The 16,902-nt window shown below is 46.0% G+C and carries 17 protein-coding genes and 1 tRNA gene; 11 read left to right on the forward strand and 7 right to left on the reverse strand.

Going from position 1 to position 16,902, the window contains the following annotated elements; all coding sequences use genetic code 11:
- Positions 1-15: 15 nt before the first annotated feature.
- Genes SEDOR53_RS0111685 through SEDOR53_RS0111695 form a run of 3 tightly spaced genes read left to right on the forward strand, consistent with a single transcriptional unit; the run spans position 16 to position 2,145 of the window.
- Positions 16-387, forward strand: a complete 372-nt coding sequence (locus SEDOR53_RS0111685) for a hypothetical protein (protein ID WP_157576783.1) — start codon at positions 16-18, stop codon at positions 385-387.
- 16 nt (positions 388-403) lie between these two features.
- Positions 404-1,273, forward strand: a complete 870-nt coding sequence (locus SEDOR53_RS0111690) for a pirin family protein (RefSeq protein WP_026769894.1) — start codon at positions 404-406, stop codon at positions 1,271-1,273.
- A gap of 17 nt (positions 1,274-1,290) precedes the next feature.
- Positions 1,291-2,145: a pirin family protein gene (locus SEDOR53_RS0111695; protein ID WP_026769895.1), complete on the forward strand. Its 855-nt coding sequence runs from the start codon at positions 1,291-1,293 to the stop codon at positions 2,143-2,145.
- Here the strand turns inward: SEDOR53_RS0111695 and SEDOR53_RS0111700 are convergent.
- From SEDOR53_RS0111700 to SEDOR53_RS0111715, 4 genes are all read right to left on the reverse strand, one after another.
- Entirely contained in the window at positions 2,139-2,738 is a 600-nt protein-coding gene (locus SEDOR53_RS0111700) for a cation transporter (RefSeq protein ID WP_026769896.1), read from the reverse strand. The two genes, SEDOR53_RS0111695 and SEDOR53_RS0111700, sit on opposite strands and share 7 nt — an antisense overlap.
- A 162-nt stretch (positions 2,739-2,900) precedes the next feature.
- Positions 2,901-3,164, reverse strand: coding sequence for a GIY-YIG nuclease family protein (locus tag SEDOR53_RS0111705; RefSeq protein WP_369751303.1), 264 nt, complete (start codon positions 3,162-3,164; stop codon positions 2,901-2,903).
- 21 nt (positions 3,165-3,185) lie between these two features.
- A tRNA-Val gene (locus SEDOR53_RS0111710) sits at positions 3,186-3,263 on the reverse strand.
- 255 nt (positions 3,264-3,518) lie between these two features.
- A complete protein-coding gene (locus tag SEDOR53_RS0111715; RefSeq protein WP_051416614.1) occupies positions 3,519-4,550 on the reverse strand; it encodes a YCF48-related protein in 1,032 nt (343 codons plus the stop codon).
- Positions 4,551-4,594: 44 nt separating this feature from the next.
- On the opposite strand from SEDOR53_RS0111715, the gene SEDOR53_RS0111720 reads away from it, so the two are divergent.
- Positions 4,595-5,314, forward strand: a complete 720-nt coding sequence (locus SEDOR53_RS0111720) for a ThiF family adenylyltransferase (protein ID WP_026769899.1) — start codon at positions 4,595-4,597, stop codon at positions 5,312-5,314.
- Here the strand turns inward: SEDOR53_RS0111720 and SEDOR53_RS0111725 are convergent.
- Positions 5,311-6,477, reverse strand: a complete 1,167-nt coding sequence (locus tag SEDOR53_RS0111725; protein WP_026769900.1) for an exo-beta-N-acetylmuramidase NamZ domain-containing protein — start codon at positions 6,475-6,477, stop codon at positions 5,311-5,313. The genes SEDOR53_RS0111720 and SEDOR53_RS0111725 overlap by 4 nt on opposite strands.
- Positions 6,478-6,643: 166 nt before the next feature.
- Here SEDOR53_RS0111725 and SEDOR53_RS0111730 point away from each other — a divergent pair, with 166 nt between their 5' ends.
- From SEDOR53_RS0111730 to SEDOR53_RS0111750, 5 genes are read left to right on the forward strand one after another with little or no spacing between them, the layout of a single operon-like run.
- Positions 6,644-8,533 (forward strand): DNA topoisomerase IV subunit B, encoded by a 1,890-nt coding sequence (locus SEDOR53_RS0111730; protein WP_026769901.1) that lies wholly within the window; start codon positions 6,644-6,646, stop codon positions 8,531-8,533.
- A gap of 43 nt (positions 8,534-8,576) precedes the next feature.
- Positions 8,577-9,422 (forward strand): DUF1835 domain-containing protein, encoded by an 846-nt coding sequence (locus SEDOR53_RS17815; protein WP_051416615.1) that lies wholly within the window; start codon positions 8,577-8,579, stop codon positions 9,420-9,422.
- A gap of 19 nt (positions 9,423-9,441) precedes the next feature.
- A complete protein-coding gene (locus SEDOR53_RS0111740) occupies positions 9,442-9,813 on the forward strand; it encodes a hypothetical protein (RefSeq protein ID WP_026769902.1) in 372 nt (123 codons plus the stop codon).
- Positions 9,814-9,819: 6 nt separating this feature from the next.
- Positions 9,820-12,336, forward strand: coding sequence for a DNA gyrase/topoisomerase IV subunit A (locus tag SEDOR53_RS0111745; protein ID WP_026769903.1), 2,517 nt, complete (start codon positions 9,820-9,822; stop codon positions 12,334-12,336).
- A 44-nt stretch (positions 12,337-12,380) separates the two neighbouring features.
- Entirely contained in the window at positions 12,381-12,869 is a 489-nt protein-coding gene (locus tag SEDOR53_RS0111750; RefSeq protein WP_026769904.1) for an SRPBCC family protein, read from the forward strand.
- Here the strand turns inward: SEDOR53_RS0111750 and SEDOR53_RS0111755 are convergent.
- Complete coding sequence (locus SEDOR53_RS0111755; protein WP_026769905.1) at positions 12,863-13,765, reverse strand: hypothetical protein; 903 nt, start codon at positions 13,763-13,765, stop codon at positions 12,863-12,865. The two genes, SEDOR53_RS0111750 and SEDOR53_RS0111755, sit on opposite strands and share 7 nt — an antisense overlap.
- Positions 13,766-13,871: 106 nt before the next feature.
- On the opposite strand from SEDOR53_RS0111755, the gene SEDOR53_RS0111760 reads away from it, so the two are divergent.
- Together SEDOR53_RS0111760 and SEDOR53_RS0111770 are read left to right on the forward strand one after the other, a co-directional pair.
- Positions 13,872-14,711 carry a S1 RNA-binding domain-containing protein gene (locus SEDOR53_RS0111760; protein ID WP_026769906.1) on the forward strand — a complete coding sequence of 280 codons (840 nt, stop codon included), beginning with the start codon at positions 13,872-13,874 and terminating at the stop codon, positions 14,709-14,711.
- 166 nt (positions 14,712-14,877) lie between these two features.
- Positions 14,878-16,068 (forward strand): acetyl-CoA C-acyltransferase, encoded by a 1,191-nt coding sequence (locus tag SEDOR53_RS0111770; RefSeq protein ID WP_026769907.1) that lies wholly within the window; start codon positions 14,878-14,880, stop codon positions 16,066-16,068.
- On the opposite strand, the gene SEDOR53_RS0111775 is transcribed toward SEDOR53_RS0111770, so the two are convergent.
- Positions 16,058-16,897, reverse strand: coding sequence for a sulfite exporter TauE/SafE family protein (locus tag SEDOR53_RS0111775; RefSeq protein WP_232214771.1), 840 nt, complete (start codon positions 16,895-16,897; stop codon positions 16,058-16,060). The genes SEDOR53_RS0111770 and SEDOR53_RS0111775 overlap by 11 nt on opposite strands.
- Between the last annotated feature and the right edge of the window lie 5 nt (positions 16,898-16,902).

Consider the following 16,902-nt stretch of genomic DNA (forward strand, 5'->3'; position numbering starts at 1 on the left):
AAAAAAGGAGATGATATGAACAAGACAGAGATACTGGTAGTAGATTTCAACGAGTCAAGCCTGCTTCAAGCGCTGGATGCAGTAAGCAGCAATGCATCCTGGAACAGCATTGGTGTTTCATCGGATGAAAATGCCATTGAAAAATTTCACCAGTTCCATTTCGATGTACTGTTGCTGGCCAATTCAATAGGAGAGCAGGAAGCCAGGAAACTGCAAAAGCTTTTCCTGCATCAGCAAGCATATGGGCTTATTGTAACCTATGAGCCAACGCAATTGCATGAAGTCGTTGAACGAGTAACGCTTGCGCTTAACAAACAAAAAGCAGCACACAAGCATTCATTTTCGGTAACCGATGATGCATTTAAACCCAAAGTAAATATTCAATAAATTAAAGGAGCATATCATGAAAAAATCAATCGAGAGAATAATACCCAGGCCGGCCAGACCAGGCATGGTAGGAGATGGATTCCGGGTGTATAATTTTATCCCGGGAGCCAATATTACACAGCGCAGGATCAGTCCCTTCCTGATGCTCGATTTCAATGCAGCGTATGACTTCGGCCCCTCTGCTGTTCCCCGTGGTGTAGATGTACACCCGCACAAAGGATTTGAAACCGTTACCATTGCTTACCAGGGAAGCGTGGCACACCACGATAGCGCCGGTAACAGCGGCGTGATCAATCCCGGTGATGTGCAATGGATGACAGCTGGTGGCGGTATATTGCACAAAGAATACCACGAAAAAGAATACGCTAAAAAAGGCGGACCCTTTGAAATGGTTCAATTATGGGTGAACCTGCCCAAAAAAGACAAGCTGACGCCCGCCCATTACCAGGCGCTTACAGCCGATATGATGGGGAAAGCGATATTGCCCAATGACGGCGGTGTGGTGAATGTGATCGCCGGTGAATTCAATGGTGTAAAAGGACCTGCTGCTACTTATTCACCTGTGAACCTCTTTGATATCAAACTGAATGCAGGTAAAGAAGTCAGCACCAGCCTGCCCGCTCATTATAATACAGCGATACTTGTTGTGAACGGATCTATTGAAGTGAATGGCGAGAAAGCGCCGGAACATAGTTTTATATTATTCAAAAACGAAGGCACCGATATCAATATCAAAGCTGCAGAACAAGCTATATTGCTGGTAATGAGCGGTGAACCTATCGACGAACCGATTGCCAGTTACGGACCTTTTGTGATGAACACGCAGGAAGAGATATACGATGCGATCCAGGAGTTTCAATCCGGTAAATTTGGTGTATTAGAATAACCTAAACTGTGTTAACCATGAAAAAATCAATTGAACATGTATTAGAGGGAAGGGAAAAGCTGATCACCAAGGAAGAAAAAGTGATACAACCCTTGCCACATAAAGATTTCAGGTTTGCCAATCCATTTATTGTAATACACCATCTTGGTCCGGATACCATTAGTCCGGGCCAGGAATTGCGTATCCACCCACATCCGCACAGGGGCTTTGCACCTGTTACTTTTCAATTGCAGGGAGAAGGATACCATAAAGACAATGCGGGACATGATGAAGTGATCAGGGCAGGTGGAGCGCAATGGATGTTTGCAGGAAAAGGATTGTTGCATAGTGAAGGGCCAACCAAAGATTTGCTCGCAAAAGGAGGAACGCAGGAGTTGATCCAGATTTGGGTAAATGTGCCCAAAGCAAAAAAATGGGATCCGCCTTCTTATCAATCGGCACCGCAGGCATCACAGCCAACTGTGTTGGAACAGGAGGGTGTGTCTTTGCGATTGGTGAGCGGTGAATATGAAGGCAAGACAGGTCCATTGAAAAGTTTCACACCTGTTATATCTATTATTGGAACCATTGCAAAAGGAAAACAAGTACAGTTCACGGCCACGCCGGGTTACTGGACTTTGCTATACATAGCAAAAGGTATGGTGAACATCAACCAGGAAAGTATTGCTGCACATCACCTGGTAGTGTTTCAAAAAGAAAATGACGAAGTGATCGTTACTGCAGAAGAAAATGCACAGGTATTGTTTCTGTCGGCCGAACCCATTGATGAACCGGTTGCTGCGAAAGATAATTTTGTAATGAACACACAGGAAGAGGTCAACCAGGCAATGGAAGATTACAAGAATGGTGTATTCGGAGAACTGGTTTATTGATCAGCTACATGCTCCGGCCAGATGAGCTCATCGTGAGAATGTGCAATTTCTTTGATGGTAGCCCAGATCAACCATACGCCTACTAAAATGGCGATGATGGGGTCAAAGATATATTTGCCTGTCAATAACACCAGCAGGCCTGCAACCACGGGCGCCAGTGAAACATACACATCGCCTACAATGTGTATATAGGTGAGACGAATAGCAGCGTTTCTGTCTTTAATGGAATACAATATCCTGGCAACACCCCAGTTAGCAATGGCTGCCAGTAGTCCGGCTATCAATGGTATATAGCCAATAGTTGGCACAGGATGAATGATATTATTCACAGATTGCCATATCAGGAAAACGCTGATGGAAATGAGTCCGATGGAATTGAGCACATTGGCCAGGCGCTGGAAATTGCGCGACATGGTAACAGGCAACAGGTAAGCCAGAAAAAGACAAACCAGCGCCAGTTCATCAGAAAAATTATGTACTCCATCCATGATCAGGCTGGTGCTATGCCCTTCGGCGCCACCAAGCATTTCGCCAACGAATATAATGGTGTTAAGTCCGGCAGCTAATGCAAGGAGTTTTCTGACTTTGGCCATACGTATTGTGATTGAATCAATGGGAATTTAAATTTACCATTTTTTCAATTCACCTATATTAACCTTACTACAATGAAAAAAGCCTCAACATTTCTGTTAAGGCTTTTTCTGTGGGAGCACACGGGTTCGAACCGCGGACCCTCCCGCCGAAGGCGGGATGCTCTAATCTGTTGAGTTAATCAACTCCTCTATTCTTTTTCTACTCTTCCAGCTTTTTATCTCCCTTTCTCGTTTATATGCGAGTTCTTTAGATAAAAAAGTCTCAGCATATTTAAGGCTCCAATCTCCGACTCCTCCGGTAAAACCTTTATGATTAGTATTGTGTTTTCTTATGCGTTCAGATATATCATCGCCTGTATACCCGATGTAGAACCGGTCTTTTATAGCAGAATATATGATATAGGTTATGAACATAAAAAGCCCCATAGAAATTCTATGGGGTATATTTGGTGGGAGCACACGGGTTCGAACCGCGGACCCTCTGCTTGTAAGGCAGATGCTCTAAACCAGCTGAGCTATGCTCCCTTTTTTGTTGTTTGGGAGTGCAAAAATAGGGACTGTGGGATAACTGCCAAAAAAATGTTGATTTTTTTTCAAACCATAACTTTTTCATTGCCAAATAGTAAAAAGAACAAAGGGTAACCTGTTACCAGATTACCCTTGTTTTACCCTGCTGCATAAAAAATGGAAAAAACTATAAGTTTTTTTGTATTGCTAGTACGGATATATGACCGTTACAGGCATCAGTTGGTTTAATTGAAGTTTCGTTTTAATCATATTTTAAGGAATCTGCAGCCGGGCGATTTTTCCGCCGCCTCCTGCCAGGTATACAGCCTTGCCGTTTTTGGCTTTTTGTACCACATGGAACCCTTCTTTACTGATGAGCAACCAATTCATCCCCCCATCAGTGGAAATATCCACCCCGGAAGTACCGCAGGTAACCAGTTGCTGGTTATTCAAATAGATCACGCATGACCGGTATCCATGCGGAGGGGTGTAAGGCTTCGATACCTGAACACCGCCCGGTTGAATGGATAACAATACGCAATTGCCTGAGCTGATGGTGTCTTTGGCAAAATCGCCGCCAACCACCACCGCCCTGTTTACCGATTCGTTCACTGCAATGGAATTGGCGCCTGTACTTTCCAATCCCTGCATTAATGGTAGCGAATCTTTGTGGTAGAAACCAGTCCAGAGATTAGATCTCCTGCCGCCCGAAATAAAAGTAACTGTGTATTCCTTGTTGAAACTGGTGAGCTTAACATTGGTACCGCTGGAAGCAAAAAAGGCTTCTCCCTCGGCCAGTTCGGGAAAAGAAGCCGTATTCAGTTTTTCCCAGGTATCGCCCCCGTCGTAAGTGCGGGCGAAAAAAGCTTTTTTATTGATGGGGTCGCCTATTACGATGCCTGTTTTTTCGTTGGCAAAATGCATGGCATCGAGGAACATGCCTTTGGTACTGTCTTCAAACACTTTATGCCAGCTGGCGCCACCATCGGTGGTTTTCAGGATCACTGCAGGTTCTGCAATGCCCATGATCACCGCCGTTCGATCGTCAAAAGCCTCGATATCCCTGAAATCCCTTTTTTCATAGCCCGGAACGGTAAGCCATGTCCAGCTACGGCCACCGTCTGCAGACCGTGCTACCGTGCCCCCGCTGCCACTGACCCATACCAGGCTATCGTTTACAACACTCAATCCACGCAAACTCACCCGTTTGCCAGACTGCAACAATTGAAGAGAAGGGGGCTGGGCCTGAGCAGCAGGCGCCACCCATAACAACCCCGCACAGGAAATAATTTTTAAAAACCGCATACTAACTACATTTTTGCACCCTAAAATAATCAATTAGTAGTATCATGATCCCTTACTGGATGAGCCGTACCCAGTTGATGCTGGGCGATGAAAAAGTGGAAAAACTGATGAACAAAAATGTACTCGTGGTGGGACTGGGTGGCGTTGGCGGTATCTGTGCCGAAATGATCGCGCGGTCGGGCGTGGGGCGCATGACGATCATCGACGCAGATACGGTAGACCTGAGTAATGCTAACCGGCAAATACCGGCACTGCATTCAACCGCCGGAAAACTGAAAGCAGAAGTGCTGGCAGACCGGTTGAAAGACATTAATCCGTCATTGGAATTGACGGTGCTTACCGAATACATACGCGATAGCCGTACCATTGAGATCCTGGATGCGGGGCAATTCGATTATGCAGTGGATTGCATCGATACTTTATCACCCAAAGTACATTTCATCAAAGCCTGCCGTGAAAGAAAAATACCGATCGTAAGCTCATTGGGCGCCGGAGGTAAAGTAGATCCTTCGCAAGTAAAAGTGACGGATATTTCCAAAACCTACGAGTGCAACCTGGCCAAGTATGTACGAAAGAAACTGCGCGGCTTGGGTATCCGTAAAGGGATTACGGTGGTATTCAGCGCCGAAAAAGTAGACCAGTCGCGCGTGATAGAAACAGAAAAAGCCTACCCTAAGAAATCTGTTATCGGTACCATCAGTTATATGCCGGCCATTTTTGGCTGTACCGCCGCCAGCGTGGTGATCAGAAACCTGATGGATTAATATAAAAGATATGCAGCCGTTGCCGCTTTCCAGTCATCAACGCGGGTATGTTTCGTAATAGCTGCAAGGAAAGCGGGAAGTGGCAAGCTAAAAAGGGCTTCACTGTTACACAATCCTGTTAGCTTATCAAGGTGTCCTTTACCAGAAGGGTTTACATGCGTTGGATAAGGAGCCCAGGCAAATTCTTTCGGATACAAAGATTGAATGAGTTTGATCAGCAACAACCCGCTCCAGACAGATTGAAAGCGATCAGGTGCTGTTATTTCCATCTTTACTCCATTGCAGCGTTCGCCCGCATACTTACCTTCAGATGGAGTGAATTCAGTTGCATGCACAGATAATCCTTCCTCACTCATTTCTTTTAGTCCGTTTGCCAAAACAGGCCCGTTGATCCAAGGTGCTCCCGCTACACGGAATGCATGATGAGTGCCACGCCCTTCACTAATATTGGTGGCTTCGAGCATGCAAAGACCCGGGTACAATAACATGCTTTGAAAATCTTGTATAGCAGGTGAAGTAGGAACAAAAGGAATATCCCAATCGGGTTGGAAACTATTCCTGTCCCATCCTTTGCAAGCAACTACTTCAATAGATGCACCAAGTTTTCGTGCGGCATTGAAGTAAAGCGCCAGTTCTCCCAAAGTGCAACTATGTCTTACCGGAACAGGCCAGCGGCCGATAAAGGAAGCAGTATCCGGTTCCATCATAGGGCCTTCTGCCAAATGCATATTGCCCGAAACAGGGTTGGGCCGGTCCAATATCACCAATGGTTTTTGAAAATGAGCAGCAGCTTCGATTACATACGAAAGCGTCCAGAGATAAGTATAAAAACGGGCGCCGATATCCGGTATATCAAACAATAAAATATCTATGCCGGCAAGATCACCTTCCGAAGGGGCTAGTTTTGGTCCGTATAAACTGACAATAGGTAAGCCCGTTAGCGGATCACTGCCATCCTGCATGGCTTGTCCGTCGGCCCCCCTTGCATCGAGCCCATGTTCCGGTGCGAAAAGTACGCGAATATTGAAACCTGCTTCCAGTAATGCCCGGCGTGATGGTTGTAATGCATGGGTGGTAGCCGCATGATTGGTCACCAGTCCGATGGCCGCTTTTTTCCAGGAAGGAGATTGTTGCAGGAGAATGTCAACGCCAAATTGTACCATGCGCAAATGTATGGGTTCCGTTTTTTATCCACATTGTGGAGGCATTTGTAGAAAATAAAACTTGGGACAAGGCACGAGGTGGTTAGATTTGCGGGTTGGGGAATCGGTATGAAATTTGACCCCGAAAAATACGATTCAATATAATTTATAATAAGACAGGAAATATATGGCCGAACTGAAGAATACAAACGAGTATACCGAAGAATCGATACGGTCGCTCGACTGGCGGGAACACATCCGGTTGAGGCCCGGTATGTACATTGGAAAGCTGGGCGATGGCTCCGCTCCAGATGATGGAATCTATGTATTGCTCAAAGAAGTTGTGGATAACTGCATCGATGAATATACCATGGGCCATGGCAGGCAGGTGGAGATCAACATCGAAGGCAAAAAGGTAACGGTGCGCGACTACGGACGAGGTATCCCCCTGGGTAAAGTGGTGGATGTGGTGAGTAAGATCAATACCGGCGCCAAATACGATAGCAAGGCATTCCAGAAAAGTGTGGGATTGAACGGTGTGGGTACGAAGGCGGTGAATGCATTGAGCCAGTATTTTAAAGTAACGGCTTTCCGTGATGGAAAAGAAAAAACAGCAGAGTTCGAGAAAGGCGTGCTGGTCAATGAGCACAAAGAAGCCAAAACCACGGAAGAAAACGGAACATTGGTAACCTTCACACCCGATGAAAGCGTATTCCGCAATTTCCATTTCATCCACGAATACCTCGATAACCAGTTATGGAACTATTGTTACCTCAACGCAGGGTTGGCCATACACCTGAACGGGAAAAAATACATCAGCAAGAACGGTCTGCTCGATCTGCTGCAACGCAAAACCAATCCGGATGAACTGCGTTATCCCATTATTCATTTAAAAGGAAATGATATAGAAGTCGCCATGTCGCATAACAACGATTATGGCGAAGACCTGTTTTCTTTCGTGAACGGACAATTCACCACACAGGGCGGCACCCACCAACAGGCTTTCAGGGAAGCTTATGTAAAAGTGGTGCGCGATTTTTTCAAGAAAGATTACGATGCATCCGATATACGTACCAGCATTGTGGCGGCTGTTTCGGTGCGGGTGCAGGAGCCCGTGTTTGAAAGCCAGACAAAGACCAAACTGGGATCGTTGAATGTGTATGAGAATGGACCCAGTATGAAAAATTTTGTGCTGGAATTTTTGTCGAAAGAACTGGATAACTACCTGCATCGCAACCCCACCATTGCCGATGCCCTGAAGAAAAGGATCGAGCAAAGCGAAAGAGAGCGAAAAGAACTGGCAGGCATTAAAAAACTGGCAAATGAGCGTGCTAAAAAAGCCAACCTGCACAATAAGAAACTGCGCGATTGCCGTGTGCACCTGAATGATGAGCCGCCTTCTAAGAACAAAGAAGAGTTTGTATCGTCGCAGAATAATAGCACCATTTTCATAACAGAGGGCGACAGCGCCAGTGGAAGTATTACCAAATCTAGGAATGTAGATACACAGGCCGTGTTCAGTCTCCGGGGTAAGCCGTTGAATGCTTATGGGCTGACCAAAAAAGTGGTATATGAAAATGAAGAGTTTAATTTGTTGCAGCATGCGTTGAATATCGAAGACGGACTGGAAGGCCTTCGATACAACAATATTGTCATCGCTACCGATGCCGATGTGGATGGTATGCACATCAGGTTGCTCATGATGACTTTCTTTTTACAGTTCTTCCCCGACCTGGTGAAAAGAGGGCATGTATATATTCTGGAAACACCGCTGTTCCGGGTGCGTAATAAACAAGAGACCTTGTATTGTTACGATGAAGGAGAAAAACAAAAAGCCATCACCAAACTGGGAGGCAAGCCTGAGATCACGCGCTTCAAAGGATTGGGAGAGATATCACCCGAAGAGTTCGGACGCTTCATTGGCGAAGACATGCGTGTGCAACCGGTTATCCTCGAGCAGGGCGATCATATACAGCAATTGCTGGAATATTATATGGGAAAGAATACCATGGAAAGACAAGACTTCATCATCAATAACCTGCGGGTAGAACTGGATGAAGTGGAAACGGTCATTTAATCAATCTAAACCTGCCTGGCGGTAACCAGGCTATTCAATCATAATGATTCATATAGTATTTGAACAGACGAACGTAGCAATATTGCAAAAGGCAATGGAACTCGATGAGGCTTTACAGGGAGAAGTAGTAGAGATCAAAGACGATTATGCGGTTGGGCCGCTGCTGAACATTTATGAAACAGAAGGATACCAGGCCCGGCGCGACTGGTGGAAGACCCTTTTGGAATATTCGCCCTATACCGATTCGTTGAATATAGTGGATGATAAACTGGCAGTACACCAATTATTGAAAGTAATCGATGAACAGCCGGAACAGGAATTATGGATATGGATGGGACAGAACGCACATGATGTATGCAGTTACTATTGGCTGATGAGCCAGTTGAAAGAATACCAGGGACGCGTGCAGGTATTGTACCTGAACAATCTTCCGTTCATCAATGAGAAAGGAAATATTTTTTATCCTACCCATCTCCACGAAATACAACCCAAAGAATTCCGTAAAGCCATGCGCCTGGCTCGTCCCATTACCCTCAGTGAGTTTGAAGTAGATCCGGATGAATGGAAGAAATTATGCCAGGAAAATGCAATGGTGCGGTTCCTGGAAGGAGGTAAAAAAATCACCGGTAAAGAAGTGGATTTTTACGATAAAGACATCTTTGCCAACCTCAACGGCGCCATGAAACTGGGTAGATTGCTGAGCACTACATTGGGAAAAATGAAAGTGCAAACCGGCGATGTGTTCCTGGTATGGCGTATCAGGGAACTGGCAGCAGAAGGGAAACTGGAAATTGCCGGCGACTGGAATAAAGGATGGAAAGAGATCGTAGTAAAATTACCCGGTACCGGTGCAGTAGTAACGGAAACAGTAGAAGAAGAACAAGGATAAAACGTTTAAAAAAGAAACAATGGTAAAGGTTATTCCAGTACAACAGATAGGATCAGATGAAAGAGGGACCACGCATGTGTTCGAAACCGACAGAACAGGACAATTCATCGTGTCATACCGCAAAGCAGGCAGTTCCAGCGGAAGGCATTATCACAAAGGCGTTTCGCCCAGGAAGAATCCCGAACAGATCATCATCATGCAGGGAGAAGCAACCGTAAACTGGTTCAATGTGCGCGGCGATGAAAAAGGAACACTGAAAGTAAAAGCGCCTGCGATGGTAATGATAGAACCCTGGGCCTGGCATGAAGTGGTTGCCGATACAGACATAGTTGTTTTTGAACTCAATGCACTGGCAGACGGACAGGACGATACCTACCGGATTGAAAAATAGCAGATCATGGCGAAAGAAAAGAAAGAGAACAGGATTTTTGAAAACGAGACCGGTGTACAGGGACAGTATAAGAACTGGTTCCTGGAATATGCTTCTTATGTAATACTGGAAAGGGCGGTGCCGGCTATTGAAGATGGGTTGAAACCGGTACAACGGCGCATCCTTCATTCCATGAAAGAAATGGATGATGGACGCTTCAATAAAGTGGCCAATATCATTGGTCAGAGTATGCAGTTCCACCCGCATGGCGATGCCAGTATTGGCGACGCATTGGTGAACCTCGGGCAAAAAGACCTGCTCATTGACACACAGGGAAACTGGGGCGATGTAAGAACCGGTGATGAAGCGGCTGCCTCGCGTTATATTGAAGCGCGTTTGTCGAAGTTCGCGCTGGAAGTGGCTTTCAATGCCAAGACCACTAACTGGCAGTTGAGTTATGATGGAAGAAAGAACGAGCCGGTTACCCTGCCTATGAAATTCCCTTTGCTGTTGGCGCAGGGGGCTGATGGTATTGCAGTGGGACTTTCAACCAAAATATTGCCGCATAATTTCAGTGAACTGATCGAGGCTTCGATCAAATGCCTGAAAGGAAGAAAATACGAGTTGTATCCCGATTTCCAAACGGGAGGCATGATTGATGTGTCTAACTATAACGATGGAAAAAGAGGCGGCAAGGTAAGGGTACGCTCACGCATAGAAGAATTGGATAAGAAAACGCTGGTCATCCGCGATGTGCCTTATGGTGTTACTACATCACAGCTGATGGAAAGTATCACCAAAGCGAATGATCAGGGAAAGATCAAGATCAGGAAAGTGATCGATGTTACCGCCAGTGAAGTAGAAATACAGATCGATCTCGCGGCGGGCATATCACCCGATATCACCATTGATGCCCTATACGCTTTTACCGATTGTGAAGTGAGCATTTCACCCAACGCCTGCGTGATCAGTGAACAGAGACCGGTATTTCTGGGCGTGCATGAATTGTTACAGGTATCTACAGAAAATACCAAAAACCTGCTGGGACGCGAGTTGGAGATCAAACTGGCAGAACTGGAAGACAAATGGCATTATACCTCACTCGAAAAAATATTCTTTGAAGAAAAGATATACAAAGAGCTGGAGCAAAAGCACGCTACCTGGGACAAAGTAATTGAAGCCATTGACAAAGCATTTGTTCCCTTCAAGAAAAAACTGAAACGCCCCATTGAGCGGGAAGACATACTCAAACTCACCGAAAAACCGGTGCGGAGGATCTATCGTCTCGATATCAATGAACTCAATGAACAGATCAAAGGCATTGAAGCAGATATCAAACAGGTGAAATACGACCTGGAGCACCTGACTGATTTTGCAGTGGCTTATTTCGAAACCCTGCTGAAGAAATACGGGAAAGGACGCGAACGTAAAACGGAGATCAGGGAATTCGATACCATCCAGGTGAAACACGTGGCCATCGCCAATACCAAACTGTACCTGAACAGGGCCGAAGGCTTTATTGGTACGGGTTTGAAGAAAGATGAGTTCTTATGTGATTGTTCGGACTACGACGATATCATTGCTTTTACAAAAGCAGGTACGATGAAAGTGGTGAAGGTAGCCGATAAGGTCTTCATTGGAAAAGACATCATACACGCCGCAGTGTTCCAGAAGAACGATGAACGCACTACCTACAACATGATCTATGTTGATGGAGCCAGCGGTGTAAGCTATGCCAAGCGCTTCAATGTAACTGGTGTTACCAGGGATAAAGAATACAACCTTACCAAAGGGTCGGAGAAAAGTAAAGTGCATTATTTCACGCCCAACCTCAATGGTGAAGCAGAAGTAGTGAAAGTGGTACTGAGTCCCAATTGTTCAGCCCGCATCAAAGAGTTCGATTTTTATTTCGAAGAACTGGAGATCAAAGGCCGGAGCAGTATGGGTAACCAGGTAACCAAGTATCCCATCAAAACCGTTAAATTCAAAGAAGCGGGAAGGGCTACACTGGCCGGCAGAAAACTGTGGTTCGATGATAAATTCGGCAGGTTGAATACGGAAAGCAAAGGCCAATACCTGGGCAGTTTTGAAGAAGAAAAAGTATTGGTCTTATACGAAGATGGCAGTTACGAATTGACGGATACGGAACTTACCCAGCGTTTCGAACCCGAAAAGATCATCCTCATCGAAAAATTCGATCCGGAAAAAGTGATCACCGCTGTTTATCTCGATAATGAGAAAGCACAGTTCAACATCAAGCGCTTTAAGATAGAGACCACTACGCTGAAGACGCAGTTCCTCTTTATCAAAGAAGGCAAAGGCAATCGCCTGGAAACAGCCACTACAGATGAAAACCCTATACTGACAGTGCATTCAGGAAAGGGTACCCAAATACGCAAAGCGAAATTCAAAGTAGCCAGTATGGTAGAAGTGATGGGATGGAAAGCTGTAGGCGCCAAGCTCACCGATTTCAATAAGAGTATTGAAATGGAGTGGGAGCACCGGCCCAAAGAAGAAAATACAGCGCCCGAATTGTTTGGCTAAACCCCTGGCTGTTTTTTTGCGTATACTTAATAAAAGTAAGCGCTATGGCTAAAGCTTATGCATTCATTACCCGCTGGCAAGTACGTGCTCCCTTAGAGCAAGTATGGGACCTTATCTATGATTCGGTACAATGGCCGCAGTGGTGGAAAGGTGTATTGGCCGTATCGGTTATCAAAGCAGGCGATGAAACAGGCCTGGGAGGTGTGCGGAAATATACCTGGAAGAGTGTGTTACCTTATCGGTTGGAATTCGATATGGAACTGGTGGTGATAGACCGTTACAGGTATATGAAGGGTATTGCGGCAGGAGAACTGGATGGAATAGGTGAATGGTATTTTGAGGAAAAAGACGGGATCACTTATGTTCAATATAACTGGAATGTATTTACCAGGAAAGCATGGATGAACGCCTGTCATTTTATGCTGAAACCTGTTTTCGAATTCAATCACCACCAGGTGATGGCCTGGGGGGCAAAGGGATTGGCCCGTAAATTGAACGCTGAATTGCTCAGTTGCCGTTCAAACGCTTATTGATGCTTTTTCTTCAATCTGATGGTGGCCGTCTGGTCCAGGTCACTTGTCAGTATTAATTCATGCCGCGTATTGCCATCGTAAATGATCATAGCTGCTGTATTGGGCGGAATGGTGCCCAGGTTTTCGGCGTACATGCTCAGTTCATTGTAAGTCAGCGTTGAATCAAGTGTAACTTTCAGCCTGATGGCTTTATGGGTAAGAGAAGCTTTGTGTAATATCTCTTTATTGTTGAAGAACAATGAGATCATGTCGTTGTCAATAGTACCATTGTCGTAAACTTCCACGCGAATAGAAGAAGCGGCGATCTCCAATTCTTGTGTAAAGGTCTTGCGGCGTGCCAGGAAATCTTCCCGGACCGGCAGAACGCTATCGCGCTTGGTACTGGCCATATTGGCAACGGTATCAAGCGGTTCAAGACCCGTTTCAACAGACGCGAGTGTAGCTGTATCGGCAGAAAACCTGAAACGGAAATTCAGATCGGGTACGGTAAACTTATGTGCGGCATCGCTGGTAAAGCTGCCGGAGAGCGATGATTCGGTCCTGGAAGAGATCAGGGTAAAGTTGCCAGACATGATACAATCCACCCCCATGCGGGTGCTGGTGGATTGGTAATGTATCAATGATAATGGGTTGATGTGCAACTTTTTGGTTGGTGCATCATAAGTGCCGGATACCTTGGCGGTAAAAAGACTGTCCCTGAAATAATAACTGAAAGTTCCGCTGATCAACCTGCCCCTTTGCTTCAGTTTCAATTCGGCCATATAGCTGCTGTTCTCGCCATTGGCCACCACAGTTCCCAACCCATACCAACTGCCGTTCAAAGATTGTGCGGCTGACCATTTAGCCTGTACGAATAAAATCATCACTAAAAAGGTGGTGCGGAAAAAATGTTTCATAAGGTGCGTAAAGTAGTAAAGGTTGAACAGACGGGTTTGCAAAGTTGCCAACAAGGTGTTGCGGGTAACTATGCGTATCTTCGTATTTGAACAAAACCCATACCAAATGATCAGGGTAGGAACATACCAGGTGTTGAAAGTGAACAGGAAAGTCGAATTCGGTTTCTACCTCGATGATGGCGCAGAAGGCATCCTGCTGCCCAAAAGGCTTGCCCCCAAAGGGTTACGGGCGGGAGACGAAGTGCGGGTCTTTGTGTACCACGATTCGGATAACCGGTTGATTGCTACTACGCAGGAAGCCAAAGGATCGGTTGGAGATATTGTAAAGTTAACAGTAGTGGCTGTTACACGCCAGGGCGCTTTTCTTGACTGGGGCTTAATGAAAGACCTGTTTGTTCCTACTTCCAAGCAATTGGGTGGTATGCGGGTAGGCGCCGAATACCTGGTGAAGATATACCTGGATGAAATGACCGGAAGGGTGGCTGCCACCGAAAAGATCGAAGCCCTGCTTTCCAACGACGAGCTCACGGTAAAAGAAATGGAATTGGTTGACCTGGTGGCCTATCGCCCCACAGAACTGGGTTATTCGATGATCATCAATGGAAAGCATACAGGCCTTCTTCACAGCAATGAAATATTCCGCGAGCTCAGTCCGGGCGATAAAATGCAGGGCTTTGTCAAAACCATCCGCCCCGATAATAAGATAGATGTAGTGATTGGAAAACCGGGCTTTCAGAAAGTGGAAGACGAAGCCACCAAAATATTACGACTGCTGCAGGAACACGACGGATACCTTCCTTACCACGATAAATCCGATCCACAAGCGATTTATGATTTCTTTGGCATGAGTAAGAAAGCATTTAAAATGACCACCGGAAACCTGTATAAACAACGGAAGATCGAGTTCACAAAAACAGGCATTAAGGCGCTTTCAGATAACACCTGATCTTTTCCCAACAACGTCATCCTGAGCGAGCGAAGCGAGTCGAAGGAACTGCTCGAACACTCGGTCAGATCCCTCGGCTTCGCTCGGGATGACGATGAAAATACCCATGACTTCAAAAGTTAACGATTGTTAGCTTTGGCTTATCTTTGCTTAAATATCTTACTTCATGAAAATAGTATACATCGTTTCGGCAGTGAGGACTCCGATAGGCAGTTTTGGCGGATCATTGAAAGATTTTTCGGCTACCCGGTTGGGTTCTATCGCAGTAAAAGCAGCTGTTGAACGAGCCGGTATACAACCAGGCGATGTACAGGAATTGCTGATGGGCTGTGTGTTACAGGCAGATCTGGGTCAGGCGCCGGCAAGGCAGGTAGCTACCTTTGCGGGACTGCCCAATAGTGTGATCTGCACTACCGTTAACAAAGTATGCGCCAGCGGCATGAAAGCTATTGCGCAAGGTGCGCAAAGTATTTTATTGGGCGATGCCGATGTGATAGTGGCCGGTGGGATGGAGAGCATGAGCAATGTGCCGTTCTACAGTTCCAATATGCGCTGGGGTAATAAATATGGTAATGTGAACCTGGTAGATGGCCTGGCCAAAGACGGACTCACCGATGTATACCATCAATATGCCATGGGCAATGCAGCCGAATTGTGCGCAAAAGAATGCCATATTTCACGTGAAGAACAGGATGCGTTTGCTGTAGAAAGTTATAAAAGAAGCCAGGCTGCCTGGAGCCAGGGAAAATTCGATGCAGAAGTGATACCGGTACCAGTGCCGCAACGTAAAGGAGATCCCATTCCATTTTCAAAAGACGAAGACGCTTTCAACGTAAAGTTCGATAAGATACCCGAGCTCAAACCTGCTTTCATCAAAGATGGCACGGTTACAGCAGCCAACGCTTCTACCATGAACGATGGCGCCGCAGCAGTAGTGTTGATGAGCAAAGAAAAAGCAGAAGCACTGGGCATTAAACCTTTGGCAATTATTCGCAGCTATGCCGATGCCGAGCAGGCGCCGGAATGGTTTACGACCACGCCTTCCCTTGCTGTACCCAAAGCAGTGTCCAAAGCGGGATTGCAAATGAAAGACATCGATTTTGTAGAACTGAATGAAGCGTTTTCTGTTGTAGGGATTGCCAATATGCAAAAAATGAATCTCGATCCTGCCAAAGTGAATGTACATGGAGGAGCCGTATCATTGGGACATCCACTGGGTTGCAGCGGCGCCCGCATCATTGTTACACTCATCAATGTACTCAAACAGCACGGAGGCAAAATAGGAGCGGCCGGTATCTGCAACGGCGGCGGCGGCGCCAGCGCTATGGTTATTGAGAATATGACGATCAAACATTAGACAGAAGCTCCTTCACAACAATACAGATACCCATCACCAATACAAACCATCCGAATCCCTTTTTCAATTCATTGCCCTGTAATTTCGTTTTGAAGTGATCGCCAATAAAAGTACCTGCAATGGAAGTGGCGGTGATCGCCAGCAATAAGGTCCAGTCAAATTGATGATGGGCCAGATCGCCCAGGAACCCGAACAAAGAATTCATGGCAATGATGAGCAGGGAAGTGCCCACCGCTTCTTTCATTTCAAGATGAAAAGAGAATAATAAAACGGGTATGATAATGAACCCGCCACCTGCTCCCAGCAAGCCGGTGAGTATGCCGGTTTCAATACCACGTAGCAATGCCTTGCTCAAATGCAGTTGCCGGTCATTTCCTTCTGCTGTACAATGGGTCTCTTTACGGATCATGTTCAGCGCTGCCACAAACATCACCACTGCAAACAGCAGCATAACGGCGATGGACTTGGTCATCACAAAACTGCCTATCGAAAACAAGTGCGTTGGGATAGCAGGCACTACAAACTTCCGCATGATCACTACCGTAATAATGGAAGACAATCCGAAATAAAAAGCTGCTTTCAGGTTAACCAGCTGCTTGCGGTAATTGAGATAAGCGCCTGCCAGGCTACTGCCTCCCACGATAAAAAGAGAATAGCCCGTAGCTAAAATAGGTTCTATATGAAAAAGGTAGACTAAAACAGGGATCGTCAGGATCGAACCTCCGCCACCGATCAGGCCCAGCGAGATTCCTATGAGAAGAGCTGTAAAATATCCGGCAATCTCCATGCTGTTTCTTGAAGCAAAGATGGAGAATAATACCGTAACCACATTAT

This window comes from Asinibacterium sp. OR53, assembly GCF_000515315.1.
Classification (GTDB): Bacteria; Bacteroidota; Bacteroidia; order Chitinophagales; family Chitinophagaceae; genus Sediminibacterium.